11 protein-coding genes are annotated in these 14080 nt (G+C 69.1%); 5 read left to right on the forward strand and 6 right to left on the reverse strand.

Annotated features, from left to right (window positions below; all coding sequences use genetic code 11):
• The first annotated feature begins 152 nt into the window (after positions 1 to 152).
• On the forward strand, positions 153 to 836 hold the full coding sequence (locus ACZ6Q9_RS19345) for a phosphotransferase (RefSeq protein WP_396827146.1): 684 nt from the start codon (positions 153 to 155) through the stop codon (positions 834 to 836).
• Here the strand turns inward: ACZ6Q9_RS19345 and ACZ6Q9_RS19350 are convergent.
• The 5 genes from ACZ6Q9_RS19350 to ACZ6Q9_RS19370 form a co-directional block, all read right to left on the reverse strand.
• Complete coding sequence (locus tag ACZ6Q9_RS19350; protein WP_396827148.1) at positions 799 to 1104, reverse strand: antibiotic biosynthesis monooxygenase family protein; 306 nt, start codon at positions 1102 to 1104, stop codon at positions 799 to 801. The genes ACZ6Q9_RS19345 and ACZ6Q9_RS19350 overlap by 38 nt on opposite strands.
• A gap of 53 nt (positions 1105 to 1157) precedes the next feature.
• On the reverse strand, positions 1158 to 1883 hold the full coding sequence (locus ACZ6Q9_RS19355; protein ID WP_396827150.1) for a B3/4 domain-containing protein: 726 nt from the start codon (positions 1881 to 1883) through the stop codon (positions 1158 to 1160).
• Positions 1876 to 2874 (reverse strand): hypothetical protein, encoded by a 999-nt coding sequence (locus tag ACZ6Q9_RS19360; protein ID WP_396827152.1) that lies wholly within the window; start codon positions 2872 to 2874, stop codon positions 1876 to 1878. Before ACZ6Q9_RS19360 ends, ACZ6Q9_RS19355 begins: the two co-directional genes overlap by 8 nt.
• Before the next feature lie 191 nt (positions 2875 to 3065).
• Positions 3066 to 3977, reverse strand: coding sequence for a dihydrodipicolinate synthase family protein (locus ACZ6Q9_RS19365; protein ID WP_396827154.1), 912 nt, complete (start codon positions 3975 to 3977; stop codon positions 3066 to 3068).
• A 3-nt stretch (positions 3978 to 3980) separates the two neighbouring features.
• Entirely contained in the window at positions 3981 to 5279 is a 1299-nt protein-coding gene (locus ACZ6Q9_RS19370) for an aminotransferase class I/II-fold pyridoxal phosphate-dependent enzyme (RefSeq protein ID WP_396827156.1), read from the reverse strand.
• Positions 5280 to 6315: 1036 nt separating this feature from the next.
• Between ACZ6Q9_RS19370 and ACZ6Q9_RS19375 the strand changes: the two genes are divergently transcribed.
• The 3 genes from ACZ6Q9_RS19375 (at position 6316) to ACZ6Q9_RS19385 (ending at position 11684) form a co-directional block, all read left to right on the forward strand.
• On the forward strand, positions 6316 to 7950 hold the full coding sequence (locus tag ACZ6Q9_RS19375; RefSeq protein WP_396827158.1) for a helix-turn-helix domain-containing protein: 1635 nt from the start codon (positions 6316 to 6318) through the stop codon (positions 7948 to 7950).
• Positions 7947 to 8747: a class I SAM-dependent methyltransferase gene (locus ACZ6Q9_RS19380; RefSeq protein WP_396827160.1), complete on the forward strand. Its 801-nt coding sequence runs from the start codon at positions 7947 to 7949 to the stop codon at positions 8745 to 8747. The genes ACZ6Q9_RS19375 and ACZ6Q9_RS19380 overlap by 4 nt, the downstream gene beginning before the upstream one ends.
• A 546-nt stretch (positions 8748 to 9293) precedes the next feature.
• A complete protein-coding gene (locus ACZ6Q9_RS19385) occupies positions 9294 to 11684 on the forward strand; it encodes an EAL domain-containing protein (RefSeq protein ID WP_396827162.1) in 2391 nt (796 codons plus the stop codon).
• Here the strand turns inward: ACZ6Q9_RS19385 and ACZ6Q9_RS19390 are convergent.
• Positions 11643 to 12653, reverse strand: a complete 1011-nt coding sequence (locus ACZ6Q9_RS19390) for a DUF6545 domain-containing protein (protein WP_396827164.1) — start codon at positions 12651 to 12653, stop codon at positions 11643 to 11645. The two genes, ACZ6Q9_RS19385 and ACZ6Q9_RS19390, sit on opposite strands and share 42 nt — an antisense overlap.
• Before the next feature lie 161 nt (positions 12654 to 12814).
• Between ACZ6Q9_RS19390 and ACZ6Q9_RS19395 the strand changes: the two genes are divergently transcribed.
• Complete coding sequence (locus ACZ6Q9_RS19395) at positions 12815 to 13648, forward strand: SAM-dependent methyltransferase (RefSeq protein ID WP_396827165.1); 834 nt, start codon at positions 12815 to 12817, stop codon at positions 13646 to 13648.
• Positions 13649 to 14080 lie beyond the last annotated feature (432 nt).

Raw genomic sequence — 14080 nt, forward strand, 5'->3', positions numbered from 1 at the left:
CCGGCATCGCCAACCTCCACAACATCATCCTCGCCGGCTGACCGCCGACCCCGTCCCAGGCAACGCCTTCACCCGGTTACGAGACGTCCCTTAGGCTCGACGAGCACATCGTCGCTCAACTGCGCTGCGACCTGCTCACTGCAGCGCGGCGGGTGCCGACCGGACGGCAGGCCATACAAGAATGGGAGCTGTCCGCAGTCGAACGGCTCTTCCTCTCCGACGGCAGCAGTCTAGTCTGCAAAGTCGCCGCAACCCCGTTCACCGGCGAAGCAACCGTATTGCGTGCCCTGAACGAACACGACGCCGCCGTGCCGGCGCTCCACGGCTACGCAATGCGGCCCCAGGCGCTGGGCATGCTGATGGACGACCTCGGCGACCCGATCCGGACGGCAACCGCAGCCGAAGCCGCCGCCGCTGCCCGCTGGGTCCACGCCGTTGCCGACATCACCCAACTGCCGGTCTTCGACCAGGTGGGCCTGGCGCGGCTGCCCGGACAGGCACTCGACGCGCTCGACGCCCTTCGCCAGCAGGAACGCTTTCCCGACTCCGGCCCGATCGAGGGGTTGCTGGAGCGGCTTGCCGCCGTCGCACAGCGCAGAGCCGATGGCGCCGAACGACCACCGTTCGGGTTGTGCCACGGCGAGTTCCACCGCAGCTCGCTGCACATCAGCCGTACCGGATGCCGGCTCGTCGACTGGGCGAAAGCGTTCACCGGCCCGGGCCTGCTAGACCTGGCCACCTGGTTCGGCACCCGCACGCCACCCGAACCCCGACGCCTCACGCTGAACTTGCCTCTTGTCACTGGGGCAAGCGGTCATCGCCGTAGGTGGCGGTGATCTCGCTGACGATGATCCGGTAGCCGTCGTACCAGCGGCGCACCTGGCCTTTGGCCTCGCGGTGCTGGGGGAACCTGGCGAGCAGGGCGACCGCTTCCTTGTCCGCGAAGTAGTAGATCGCGTTGACGACGCCGCTGTCCGGACTCTGCCACTTCTCGACCCTGTCGAAGCCGGGCAGACTCTGTGCGTACTGATCGATCTCGGCGTCGAGTCGGTGGAACTCGTCGTCGTAGGTGCCCGGCTTGAAGATGAACTGGCAGCAAATCACATGATCTCCTGTGGGCGGGTTCTGTGGTCACGAAGATCCAGTCCGGTACCGGCTCAGCGTCGCGTCGTGTCGACGAGCCGGGTGGCGAACCGGACGTCGGGCCCGAGGCGCCGGACGTTGGCCACGAGATCGTCGGCGGCCGCGGTCAAAGCTTCGTCGGTCATGGGCGCGAGGGCGTCGAGGATGAACACGGCGCTGGTCGTGTCCGGGGTGAGCTGGGTACGGCGTGCTTGGCGCCAGTTCCAGCGCCGGCAGGTCACACCGGCGTCGTCACACCACACGACCTCGCCGGGCTCGGGGTATTCGATGGCGGTCTCGCCGTCGACGGTGGTGTCGAAGGGTTCGGTGCCCGTCGCCCGCACCAGTCGCGGGCTGCCCTGATAGCGGGTGAGGTCCTCGCCGCCGAGCGGCAGCTGATGCAGGACCGAAATGGCGTTGTAGACGTCGGTCAGCCGGTTCACCCGGGGCAGCCCGGCGTCTGCCCGGCGGGTCAGCGCCTCGAGGCTGTTGCGGGTGCGTTGCGGCTTGGCGCCGAAGGAGCGGTAGGCGTCGCGCCACGCGGCGACATGCGGTAGGTCCTGCACGGCGACCTCGGCCAGCAGCTCAGCGGCTGCTGCCTCGGCCCGGCGCAGAAGTGCATCGCTGGCGGTGTCGCCAGCGCCGGGGACGATGCCGTCGACGGCGATCAGCAGCGCCCGGTAGTCCGGACGCAACATGAACACGGCCGTGTCCACCTCTGCGCCGTCCACGAAATCCTGCAAGATGCTGGTCTCAGCCATGGCTGACCCTTTCTGGGATGGTCGGTGTCAGTGGCGACGCGCTGGTGATGGCTCGTTCGATCCGGGAGACGCCCGCTGCGGTGACGGTGAATACGACGGCGAGGGCCAGCGGCAGGCGCATCCCGGCGCCGACCACCACACCGGCCAGGGCAGTGCCCGCCGATCCTGCAGTGATCTTCAAGGCGCCGATCCAGACGAATACCTGCCCCCGGGCGGCGGCGGGGGCGTACTCGTTGCGCGCGGCGAGGGTCGCGGCGAAGAAGTAGGAGTTCAGGATCCCGGCGATGGCGTACGCAACGACGGCGGCCCAGAAGATCGTGGTGAACGCGACGAGTGCGAGGGCCGCGGCGACGGTGCCCGCGAGGATCGCCATGGCCCGGTCCGCGTCGCCCGGCAGCGGGCGGATCATGATCACCATGGAGGCGGCCAGGCCCCCGATGCCGTACGCGGCGGTGAGGAGACCGGCGGCGGCGTGACCGACACCGAGCACCGAGGTGGACGCGACCGCAGTGACCGGCAGCACGGCGACCGACAGGGCGACCGTCATGGTGAGGTACAGAGTGCGGCGCAACGGGCCGGTCGACAGCATCAGGCCGAGCATGCGGGCGGGGCGTGGCACCTCGGCGCGGGCTGCGGGCGGCGGGGCAAAGGGCAGCAGCCGAATCAGCCCGGCGGCAGCAATGACACCGGCCGCCAGCACGAGCGCCGCGGCGGCCGCGCCGGCCCACGCGGCGACGGCCGCGACGATCGAGGGCCCGACGGTTCCGGCGATGCCGTAGGTGGCGATGTCCCAGCCTTGTGCGCGACGCTGGTCGCGGCGACCGGGTCCGGCGATCGCGGGAAGGCGGCTGCTGATCCCTCCGGTCAGCAGCGGCCCGACCAGGCCGGAGGCCGCCAGCAACACGGCGGTGACCACCGGCGGAGCGTACGGATAGAGCAGTACCGCCCCGGCCAGGGTCACGCCGTGGACCAGGCAGGCGATGGCGATCACGGTGCGAGCGTCGCGGGCCGTGTCGAGCGGCCGGGCGATGAACGGCCCGGCCAGGTGCGGGGCGGTGATCGCTGCGCCGAGCAGACCGGCCAGCCAGCCGGGGCCACCGCTGGTGGTGACCAGCAGGACGATCGCGACGACCGCGCCGCCGTCGGCGGTGCGGGCCAGCGTGGCCGCGATCAGGTACCTGGTCAGAGCGCACCTCGCCCGGTCAGGCCCAGCCGTTCGATGACGTCAGCCACCCCGGCGCGGGCGGCTGCGGACAGCCCGCGGATCGGCCGGGGCAGGGCCGGCGCGGTCACCAGGCCCAGGTGCTCGGCGATCACCGCGATCACCCGCAGGCTGCCGCCATGTTCGGCGAACAGGTCCCACAACGGCTGCAGACGGGCTGACTCGGTCAGCGCCGCGGCGGCGTCGCCGGACTGCACGGCGCGGGTGATCGTTAGGGCCGGCTGTGGGAGGGTGCCACCGATGACGGAGTACCAGGCGTCACAGCCGGCGAGGAGTCCGGCGGTGCCGTATGCGTCGCCGGACACCCCGAGGGTGACGTGCGGGGGCAGCAGTGCGCGCAGCCGGTCGACGTGGGCCTTCGCCGCGGCCGGGTCGGCGGGCACACCGGGAATCTTGATCGAGGCCACGTTCGGCAGCGTGGCGATGGCCTGATAGAGCTGCTCGGTGAAGGTGAAGTGGGTGGTTCCGGGGTTGTCGTACACGGTGAGCGGCACGGACAGTTCCCGTGTGACGTCCTCGTAGAGGCCGTAGACATCCTCGGCGGTGAGCGTCTGGTAGGACACCGGCGCGAGCAGCACTGCCGACGCGCCGGCCTTCTGCGCGTCTTCGGCGAGGGCGAGGACGTCACGGGTGCGGGTGGCGCCGATACCGATCATGACGGGGATACCGTCAGCGTGCTCCACCGCGAGCCGTGCCACCCGGGCACGTTCCTCCGGGCGCAGGTAGGCGTACGACCCGGTCGACCCGAGCGGCGCGATCGAGTCGACCCCCGCCGCGACCAGCCGGTCCACCAGGCCGGAGAAGGCCCGCTCGTCGACGGTGCCGTCCGCCGCGAACGGGGTGAGGGGGAAGGCGCTGAGCCCGGTGAGCATCGATCAGTGTCCTTTCGTAAGGGTGTGCAGCGCGGCAGCTAGCCCGCTCACCTGCTCCGCGGTGATCGTCGCGGTCGTGACGCGGACGGCTGCGGGTTGCGACGGGAGACCGGCAGTGAACGCGGATCCGGCGCGGACCGCCCAGCCGGCACGTGCCAGCTCGTCCACGACGTGTTGCTCCTGTCCGGGAACCGGGACCCAGAGATTGAGACCGTCGCTGGCGGGAAACACCGGCAGGCCGCGCTCGGCGAGCGCGTCGGCCAGCAGCACCCGCCGTCTGGTGTAGGTGGCCGCTGCCGCGGCGAGCCGGCCTGCGGTCGCCGGTGAGGTGAGCAAACCGGCGGCCACGTGTTGCAGCAGGTGGCTGACCCAGGACGGGCGGCCGAGGCGGGTCTCCAGCCGGGCGGTGGTGGCAGCATCGGCGCGCAGCACGGCTAGGCGCAGGTCGGGCCCGAGGAACTTCGACACCGATCGGACGATCGCCCATCGTGCGGTGTCCGGCGCGATCACCGAGTGGAAGCCGGACTCCGCGATCGCAGAGAAGTGGTCGTCCTCGATGACGAGCACATCCGGATACGCGGCCAGTTCGGCGCGGAGCCGGCCGGCGCGCTCGGCCGTCAGGCTCGCACCGGTGGGGTTCTGCGCTCGGGACGTGATCACGACCGCCCGTACCCCTGAGGTGAGAGCCTCGCGCAGCGAGCCGGGAGTGACGCCCTCCGCGTCGACGTGCAGGCTCACCGTCCGGTATCCGCTGACGCGCAGCGTGCCCACCGAAAGGAAGAAGCCGGGATCCTCTGCAGCAACCGCGTCACCGCGGACCAGATACGCGGCGAGAAGCCGCTCCACCGCGTCCACGGCTCCGCCGGCCACCGCGACACGGCCTTCCCCCGATCCGAGCGGCAAGGTCCGCTGCGCCCAGTCGCGCAGTCGCGGGTCCATCGGATCATCGCCGTAGAGGATCGGGGTGTAGCCGGTCAGCGCGTCGGCCCAGTCCGGCAGCAGCGCCGGATCAGGGTTGCCCGACGCCAGGTTGACCGCCGCCGGCTCGCTGCCGCCCTGTCCCTCGCCGCCGACCTCGGGTAGCCCGCGGACGGTCGTGCCGGCCCGGCCGCGGGCGTCGACGACGCCGGCGGTAGCCAGGAGGGCGTAAGCGGCCGCGACGGTGTTGCGGTTGACGCCGAGCTCGGCAGCCAGCGCCCGAATTGCGGGCAGCGTCGCACCGGCAGGGAGGTCGCCGCGCTGCACCAGCACACGAACCGAGTCCGCGATGTCCGCTGCCGTCTCACCCTGGATGGTCGCCACGCCCCCACCATACACTTATGTCCTAGGACAAAACATCGACCCGGCTGGGCAAAGCTGTCCCGCCGTTCAACGTGGTGTAGGCGTAGGCGCGCATCGTTTGGTGCTGCCAAGGTTCAGGCTCAGCTCCAGGAACCAACCGCACAACGGCTCGACCGGCGCCATTGACTCTCCGACCGCAGCACCGGCGCACCGGTGGTACGGCATCGACCGCCCGAGCAACTCGGACACATCGGCCGCACTCAGACCAGGAAGGCCACTGACGGAACGGTCTCTCGTATGTCTGCGAAGAACAGATACACGGGGACTTCGCGAGCGGTCGACGAGCATGACAATCGCTCAACAGCGCCCGATCCGGACCAGATACGTGCCGGGGCCGAGACTCACCTGAGACACCTCAAAGTCTCTGGAGAACCGTCCCACTTCGGCTCATGCACCAGCCCGGGGCCCTCGGGCACCGCGTCGACCGGCGCCGCGAGCATTGGCGCCACCGGCCGCCGCAGCACCGGCTCCGCCGCCGCCCCGGCCCGGCGCGGGGCCGCACTCACCGCCCACGCGAGCTGTGAAATCTCCTCATCTCCTCGCCCCCAAGCCATCGTGGGGGAGCCACCGCCCGTCTGGGGCGAAAATCCGCGAGGACAAATGGGCTCGCGGCTGTGGTGCTGGCGCTGGGGCTGGCCGCAGGGGAAGGATCACCAGGGTGCTGATCACCCCTGTTCCCGGCGCCAACCCCAAGGCCCTGCACTCCACCCTGTCCAACCTCCAACGCACACCCGGCCATCCCCCGTCGTGGTTGGCCGGCTTGCCCGGAACTCCAACAAAACTCTGACATCGCCCAACCAACCCGCCATAGGTACCCACACTTGCCCACCCACCCCGCGTTGAGCTGCATGTTCAACTCGGCGGACGCTTCTGAAGAGGCCAGCGGGTGCAGGCCGTGAGTGACCCTGCCTTCCTGCACGGCCGTGTCAGGGTTCACGCAAGACCTCCATCGGCAACACAATCAGCCGTGGCGAGCTGTGGGACGGGGAGGTAGGACGTGGTCGGTACTGTGGGCCCTCACAACATTCGCGAGGCGCGGCGCAGACTCGGGCAGCAGCTCGCCGCGCTGCGGAAGGCCGCTGGCCACACCCAGCACTCGCTGGCGCCCCTCACCCTGTATGGGCGGAGCACGATCGCGAACACGGAGACGGGACACCAGCGGCCGGACCGGACCTTTTGGCAACGCTGCGATGAGGTTCTGCACACCGACGGGATCCTCACCGCCGGCTACGACCGCATCGTGATCCTGGAACGCGAGTATCAGCGGGCCAGAAGCAGCGCGCTCGTGGCGTTACCGCCGCCACTGACAGCGGATCACGCACCGGCACCTACTATCTCCGGCGGCGCACTGGCGCAAACGACCGAATCGCCCGCGCAGTGGCGTCACGAGCTGTTGAAGACCACCGTTGGGGAAACCGCTGAGGCGGCCAACAGCAGCCAAGGCGTAGGTCCGCGCGAACGGGCGAACCTTCCGGCTGCCGCTGGACGACAGCCGTCGCAGGTGCATTCTGTTACGGCACTCGAGCCGCACGACCACGATGACCGGGAACCCGCTGAACCAATCCCGGTGAGATCCATCGTCATCTTGCATGAACCTCCGACCGCCGCCGCCTTGGAGGACGCGGTCGCGCGGGACGCCCGGTCCGCAGCCCGGTTCACCCGGCTCGTCACCGCCTCAGCCGTCGAGCCCATCGCGATCGACCAGATCTCGGCGGACATCCGTCGCCTCGTCCGCTCCTTCATATCGAGGCCCCTCACGGAACTCTTCGACGAGATACGCGACCTGCGTCTCAACGTGGCCGACGCCATCCTGCGGAACAAGTACCCAAAGCAGCTGAGGGACCTACACCTGGCCGGCAGCCAACTGTCCGGGTTGTCCGCCCACCTCTGCCTCGACCTCGGCGACTACACCGCCGCCGACACCCACGCCCGCGCCGGCTGGCTTTGCGCGGAACTCGCGGGCCATACCGGCATGCAGGCATGGGTGCGAGCGCTGCAAAGCCTCATCGCCTACTGGGACGATCGCCTCGACGAGGCCGTCGCCGCGGCCGAGGACGGCACAAGATACACGGGCGAGGGAACCGTCAGGGTCCGGCTGTTCAGCCTGCTCGCTCGCGCCGAGGCCCGCCGACACCGCGTTCCGAACGCCCTCGCCGCGCTCGACGCCGCCAACAAGGCCCGGAACACCCTGGCCCCAGAAGATCACCTCGGCGGGCTGTTCACCTTCCCCGAAGCCAAACAGGCCGCATACGCAGGCACCACACTGCTCACTCTGAATCAACCCGCCCTGCTCCCGCGTGCCACCGATGAGTCCCAACGCGCGCTGGCCCTCTACCACGCAAGCGCCCCACCGGACCGTTCCGTGGGAGATGTCCTCGCCGCACGACTCGATCTGACGACGGCCCACATCGCCGCCGACGACCTCGACGGCGCCGAGTTAGAACTGGCACCGGTCCTCGCCACCTCGCCCAGTCAACGCACCGCCAGCCTCATCCGACGCGGCTTGGGCATTGCCACGGGATTGGCCCACCCCCGGTTCGCTACCTCGCCACAGGCCACACGGGTGAGGGAGAGCCTGACGAACTTCACCGCCATGAACGCCACAACCACGAGCCACGGAGCAGGCGCATGAGCAGAGAACCGACGACCGACCGCGCCATACTCGCCAACGCCGCCTACGCCTGCGAACAGCATCTCGCCGCCAGGCAGGCGCTTTACCGCTACCAGACACCGACCTATGACCTGCCCGCCATAGTCATCGAGAACCTGGCCACCGTCACCGGCACCATCGCCGACGTGGGCTGCGGCAATGGCCGCTACCTACGACGCCTACGAACCGAACGCCCTGACCTGACAACCATCGGGATCGACATCGCCGCGGGCATCCTCCGAGAGATCCCCCCGCCCGTGGCAGTCGCCGACGCCTCCGCCCTGCCACTGCAGAACGAATCAGTCGATGCCGTGCTCGCAATGCACATGCTCTACCACGTCACCGACACCGAAGCCGGCCTGGCCGAACTCACCCGCGTCCTGCGACCACACGGCATCCTCATCATCTCCACCAACGCCACCGACGACAAACACGAGCTCGACGACTTGTGGTCCGCCGCCGCAGCGGACGTCCTCGGCACCCCCACCGGTCCACGGCGCATCTCGCTGAGCAGCCGCTTCCCCCTCAACCACGCCCGAGACCGCCTACGCCCCTACGTCACCGACACACACCTCATCGATCTAGGGGGCACCATCACGGTCACCGAACCACAACCAGTCCTCGACCACCTCGCCTCATATCGGGCGTGGGCCCACCAAACCGGCGTGCCCTTCGAACCAACCCTCCACCGCGTACGCGAACGCCTCACCGAAGCGATCGACCGAGACGGCGTCTTCGTCATCTCTGGAAACGGAGGCATCCTCGTATGCCGCCGATGAGTCAGCATCGGATCCCAAGCGGTCGAGCATCGCGATGCCCACGAGGCCACGGTTTGAGCGTGGTGCGGCTGGAGCGGACCTGGTCGTGCCGGCTCCCCGCATCGGTCGTAAACGCCTGGTCCTAGGCATAGAAGAATGCGAGCCGCTCGCCAATGTAGGCGCATGTCAATAGCGCCGTGCCGGATCGTTGTTTCTTAGCGACTCGCGCGAGAAGGCGTTGTTGAGGCGTCGCCTGTGACCGGCGTCTGCGGTTCGCCGCGAGACTCATCCGACTACCCTGCGCCACGGATCCCAACTTCCCCACGCGTGGACCGACAAGAGCGGCTCTTTGGCATTGATGGTTCCCAAACGTAGCCACATGTTCCCCTAGTTACCAACGACGGATGGGTGCCATGGGTAAGGGCGCCGAATGGAACTAAGCTTTGGCGATGAACTGCTACTGTGGACGGTCCTTTCTAGGAGGCCGGAGTCGTGATCACGGGTGACTGATTGATGCCGATCCGACGTGACGGGTGGGCGCTGGTTCTGCTCACCTCATCAGGTGTCGTGACGGCGCTGGCGTGCCTTGCATGGGCGGTGCGCAACGTGGAGGCGCCAGCGCCTCACCATCAGGTGTATCTGTGGATGGGTGCCGCGCTCATGGCGATGGGCGCGGCTTTCTCTGTGCCGCTACGGCCGCGGATGTCGACCCGGGTGACGTTGATGCCAACGGCGTGCCTGGTGTGCGCGGCGGCGTTGCCGGTTCCGTGGGTGATTGTGTGTGCGGCGGCCGGGGTCAGTGTGGCCCGGCTGTTGACGCGATACCGGCGGTCGTCGGGCCTGCACAAGGCGGTGCATAACCCCAGCATGGGTGTCATCGCCGCGGCATTGGCCGGCGCGGTGATGCATGCCTTCGGTATCCGTCCAGATCTTGATGAGCCCGCGTCGACGGCTGCTTCGTCACGTCACCTCCTTGGGTTCCTTGTCGCGGCGGTCGCGGTGCTCGTGTTCGAGGAGCTGGTCACGAAGACGGCCGTGACGTTGACGACCGAGCGGTCGTTCCTGGTCGTGCTACGGACTCTGTGGCGGACCCGGGTGGTCGTCGCCGTCGCGGAGATCAGCACGGCGGGCGTAGTCACGTTCGTCGCCGGACTGGATCAGCGGGCGCTGATCGCGCTGCCGGTGGTGATGCTCGTCCTGCACCTCACGCTCACGTATCGGCTGCGGGTCCGCGAGGAGCGGCGGGCCTGGGAACACCTGGCCGCGTTGAGTGACGCCTTGTCCGCGCGTGACCTCGATGTAGTGCTGCACACCGCGGCGGCCGGGGCGGTCGAGTTGGTCAACGCCCGATCGGCGGACATCGAGATCGCAGGCGGTCAACGGTTGGTGCGCGCCAGTCAACATGCCGGTGTCGCCCGTGTCGTCTACGACGGCCCGGCTGCTGGCGCCCCCGACATCGCTGAGACGCGGGCGGTGGTCCGGCACGAAATCGCAGACGATGCGAACGGTGTACGCGGGGTGGTGCGGCTGCATCTGAACGCGCCGCGTGATGTGCTCTCGGTGCGGGAGCGCGCGACCCTGCGGGCCTTCGCGGCGACCCTGTCGACGAGCCTGGACATCGCCCACGCGTACGGTTTGCTGGCGCTGGAGGCGCGCCGGCACGAAACGGCGGCGACCCACGACGAGGACACCGGCATGCGAAACCGCGCCGGCCTGCTGAATCGCATCGATGAGACGGCCGTCGGGCCGTGTCATGCCGTGGTCATCCGGCTGGAGAACTATCACTTCCTGGCCGAAGCCGTCGGCCGGGACCGGGCTTTGGCGCTGCTGAACACTCTCGCGGGTCGGCTGTGTCACGCGTCGAGGGACGTCACGTCGGCTGTGGCACGTGTGGGGGATGCGACGTTCGCCCTGGTGATGTCGGGTATCGCGGCGGACGCCGCTTATCAGCGGGCCTGCTGGGCGGTGGCGGCGCTGCGTCGCGAGGTCCGCGTCGGTGATTTCCGGTTGATGGTGCGGGCGAGCGCGGGGATGGCATCCGGCGCGCCCGGGGCCGCACTGCTCGACGCGGCGGAGCGGGTGTTGTGGCGGGCTATCCGGCGAGGTCAGGACCGACTGGTGTCGTATCAGGCGGGTCCCGTGCGCGAGTGGTCACTCCCCCGAGAGTTGTCGCGGGCGCGGACGTCGGTTTCGTTCGAGCCAGTCGTAGACCTCGTGAGCGGAAGCATCGCCATGGTGCAGTCCGTGCCGCGCTGGCTGTATTCGCGGCATGACGTGCTCCGTGCCGACGAGTACGTCTACCAGCTCATCGATGATCCAGACAGCCTGGAGAACCTGGCCGGGAAGGTGGTGGCGCGGTCGCTATCGGCTGCGTCGACCTGGCGTGACGTGCTGCCGCACGCGGCGCTGGTCGTGCCGGTGCCGGCCGGCGCCCTCACGCCCGCATTCGCCGACGCCGTGCGTGACTTGTTGCGGGAGCATGCCGTGGCGGGCACGTCGCTCGTGCTGGCGCTCGGCCAGCCACCAGACTTGGACGCACAGGACGTGGCAGAGCGGATCGGGCAGTTTGGGGTGCGGCTGCTGCTGGACAACTATGGCAGTGGCCACGTGGGGATCGAGTCGCTCAACGCCGCCACGTGGAGCTACCTGCGTGTGCATCCGGCCTACGCGCTGGATGCGGGCTGGCGGCCGGCCCGGTCGGTCACCCGCGCGGCCGTGGATCTCGCCATCGACTTGGACCTCACGGTCATCGCACCAGGGATCACCACCGAGGACGAACGGTGCGAGTTGGCCGGGCTCGGCTGCGCCTTGGGCAGCGGTCCATTGTTCGGCGGCGAGATGTTCCCCAGCCAGCTCAGGAGCCACGCGCAGGTGTGGCAACCCGCGCCGCTGCACGCGGGGGCGCAGGTGCTGCAGCTACACCGCGCTGGGCGAACGATCCGGTCGCGCCGCAGCTAGTGAAATCACCGGAGTGCCACCCATGACGGTCGGACGCGGCATCGCGTCTTCGGCGATGACTGTGGTGACCACGGGCACCCACCGGGCGATCTCCGCAGCAACCAGCGGGGATTCGTGCAACGCGCGGGCCATGCGGGCGAGACGGCAGGCCTCGGCACGCACATCGTGCGGGTCATGGAGCTCGGACAGCAGAGGCGAATCGTCGGCTCCAGGTGGCAGCGAGGTATGACGACGGCGCAGCGCGACAGCGACGGTGGCCGCCGCCGCGACGGCCGCCACGGCGGCGGCATCGAGCCGGTGGCGCCGCGCGCGTCGGGTCGCGCTGGCATGTACCTGTGCGCTGCACCACGGGCGCAGCACTCGCAGCGCGTCGTGGACCTCGATGACCATGCGGTAGCGCTGTCGCCTGCCGCCGATTTCGACCGGGACCGGCGCGGCGGTGCTGGTGCTGACGATCGCGGCGTCAGGCATGCCGTCGCGCAGCGTCATCCACAACTGCAGGAGATGCCAATCGGTGCGCCGGTCGGCCCACCAAGCCGGAGGCCGGCCGGGCAGCCGCAGACGCAGACCGGCTACCGCGCCGCGCGCCGCGGAGGACACCGCCCGTATCAACTGCTGGTACAGCAGGTCGGCGGCCAGTTCGGCCTCGGCCTCGACAACAGGATCGATGTCGCCGTGCACCGCGTCACCGTCGTGATCGAGGACGATGTGCGCGACTTCGTGCAACACGGTTTGCGCGCGCGCGAGCGCGGGCAGCGCAGCGTCGACAAGGATGTGATCGGCGTCGTCACGCCTGACGAGCAACCCCGACGGCAGGTCCGCGTCCAGCCGCACGCCGTGAACCTGCAGGCGGCGCCCGCGCGTTCGTCCGATCGCTTCGCACCAGGCGTCCACAGTGTAGGGGGCGGGCGGCGGTGGGACTTTGGCCGCACGCAGACGCCGCGCGAGACGCGCCCGGGCCAAGAGCATCCAGACCTCCTGACACTACGATCAGTGCCGGACCAAAGATCAAAGTGTAGCCGCATAAGGGCTACACACGATGTACCTCGCTTCTCGAGGTACTACCGTGGGCAGCGATCTCGGCTAGGCTGCGGCTCCACAAAGGACAGCATCGGCGACGGGAGACAGCAGTGACCGACCAGCAGACGAGCGCACAGAGCCCCGTCGGTGGCCGGGCCACCGTCGCCCGGATTTATGACTATTTCCTCGGCGGGAGGCAGAACTTCGAGGCCGACCGCGAGGCCGCACGGCAAATCCTGCAAGCCATCCCAGAGTCGGCGGACATGGCCCGATCCAACAGGCTGTTCCTGCGACGCGCGGTGCACACGTTGGCAGAGGCCGGGATTCAACAGTTCCTCGACCTGGGCTCCGGCATCCCCACCCAGGGCAACGTGCACGAGATCGCCCAAGCCATCGACCCGGCCATCCGGGTGCTCTACGTCGACATCGACCCGGTCGCGGTCGTCGCCTCCAACCAGATCCTCATGGGCAACCCCACCTGCCGCGCGATCGAGGGCGACTTCACCCGCCCCGACCTGATCCTCGACGCGCTCGCCGGCGGTGACCTCGCCACCATGATCGACCTCGACCAGCCCACCGCGCTGCTGTACTGCTCCGTCCTGCACCAGGTCCCCAACGACCGGATCGACGACGTCGTCGCGCCAATCCGCGACCGGCTCGTTGCCGGCAGCGCCATGGTCATCTCCCACGTGAGCGCGGTCGTGACCGACCAGTACAGCGAATCGACCCTGTCCACGGGGAAAAACGTGTTTCGCACCCAGGCCGCCACCGAAATCACACTGCGCACCGACGCGCAGCTCACCGCCCTGTTCGGCGACCTCACCATGATCGAGCCGGGACTGGTGCCGCTCAACGACTGGCGACCCGAACTCAGCGAGCCGGACCCCTACGCCGCCGCACCCATGCCCTCACCGATGCGGGGAGCGGTAGCCATCCGCTGCTGACCGCCGCGACACCGGGCCGCGCCATCGTGGCCTGCAACAGTCATCCCGCTAGCGAAATGGCCCACCGCCCCCTCCCGCAAGGGAGGGGTGTGCCTGCCACCCCTGCAGCCGCACCCGAACGACAGCAACCCCCGCCAGGCGCCGACGACACCGGATTCCGGGTACGGGCCCGCGGTCCTGAGCTGGGCCTGCGCAGGGATCGCGCTCCGATCTGCATGCAGATGGTCACCGTCATCCGACTAACCGCGCCTACAAGGTGACTGGAGGCGCGGCTTGTTCGACAGCTGCGGGCGATCTGATCCGCGCGCTCCGATGCCGTCCGCGCTCGCGCACACAGCTGTCGTACGTCGAAGGCGCAAATGTCGTTGCGGTTGCGAGCCTTTAGATCCACACTCCGTCGTCGGTTCGAACGATGTCGATCATGCGTCGTGG

Source organism: Micromonospora sp. NPDC049139, assembly GCF_055586845.1.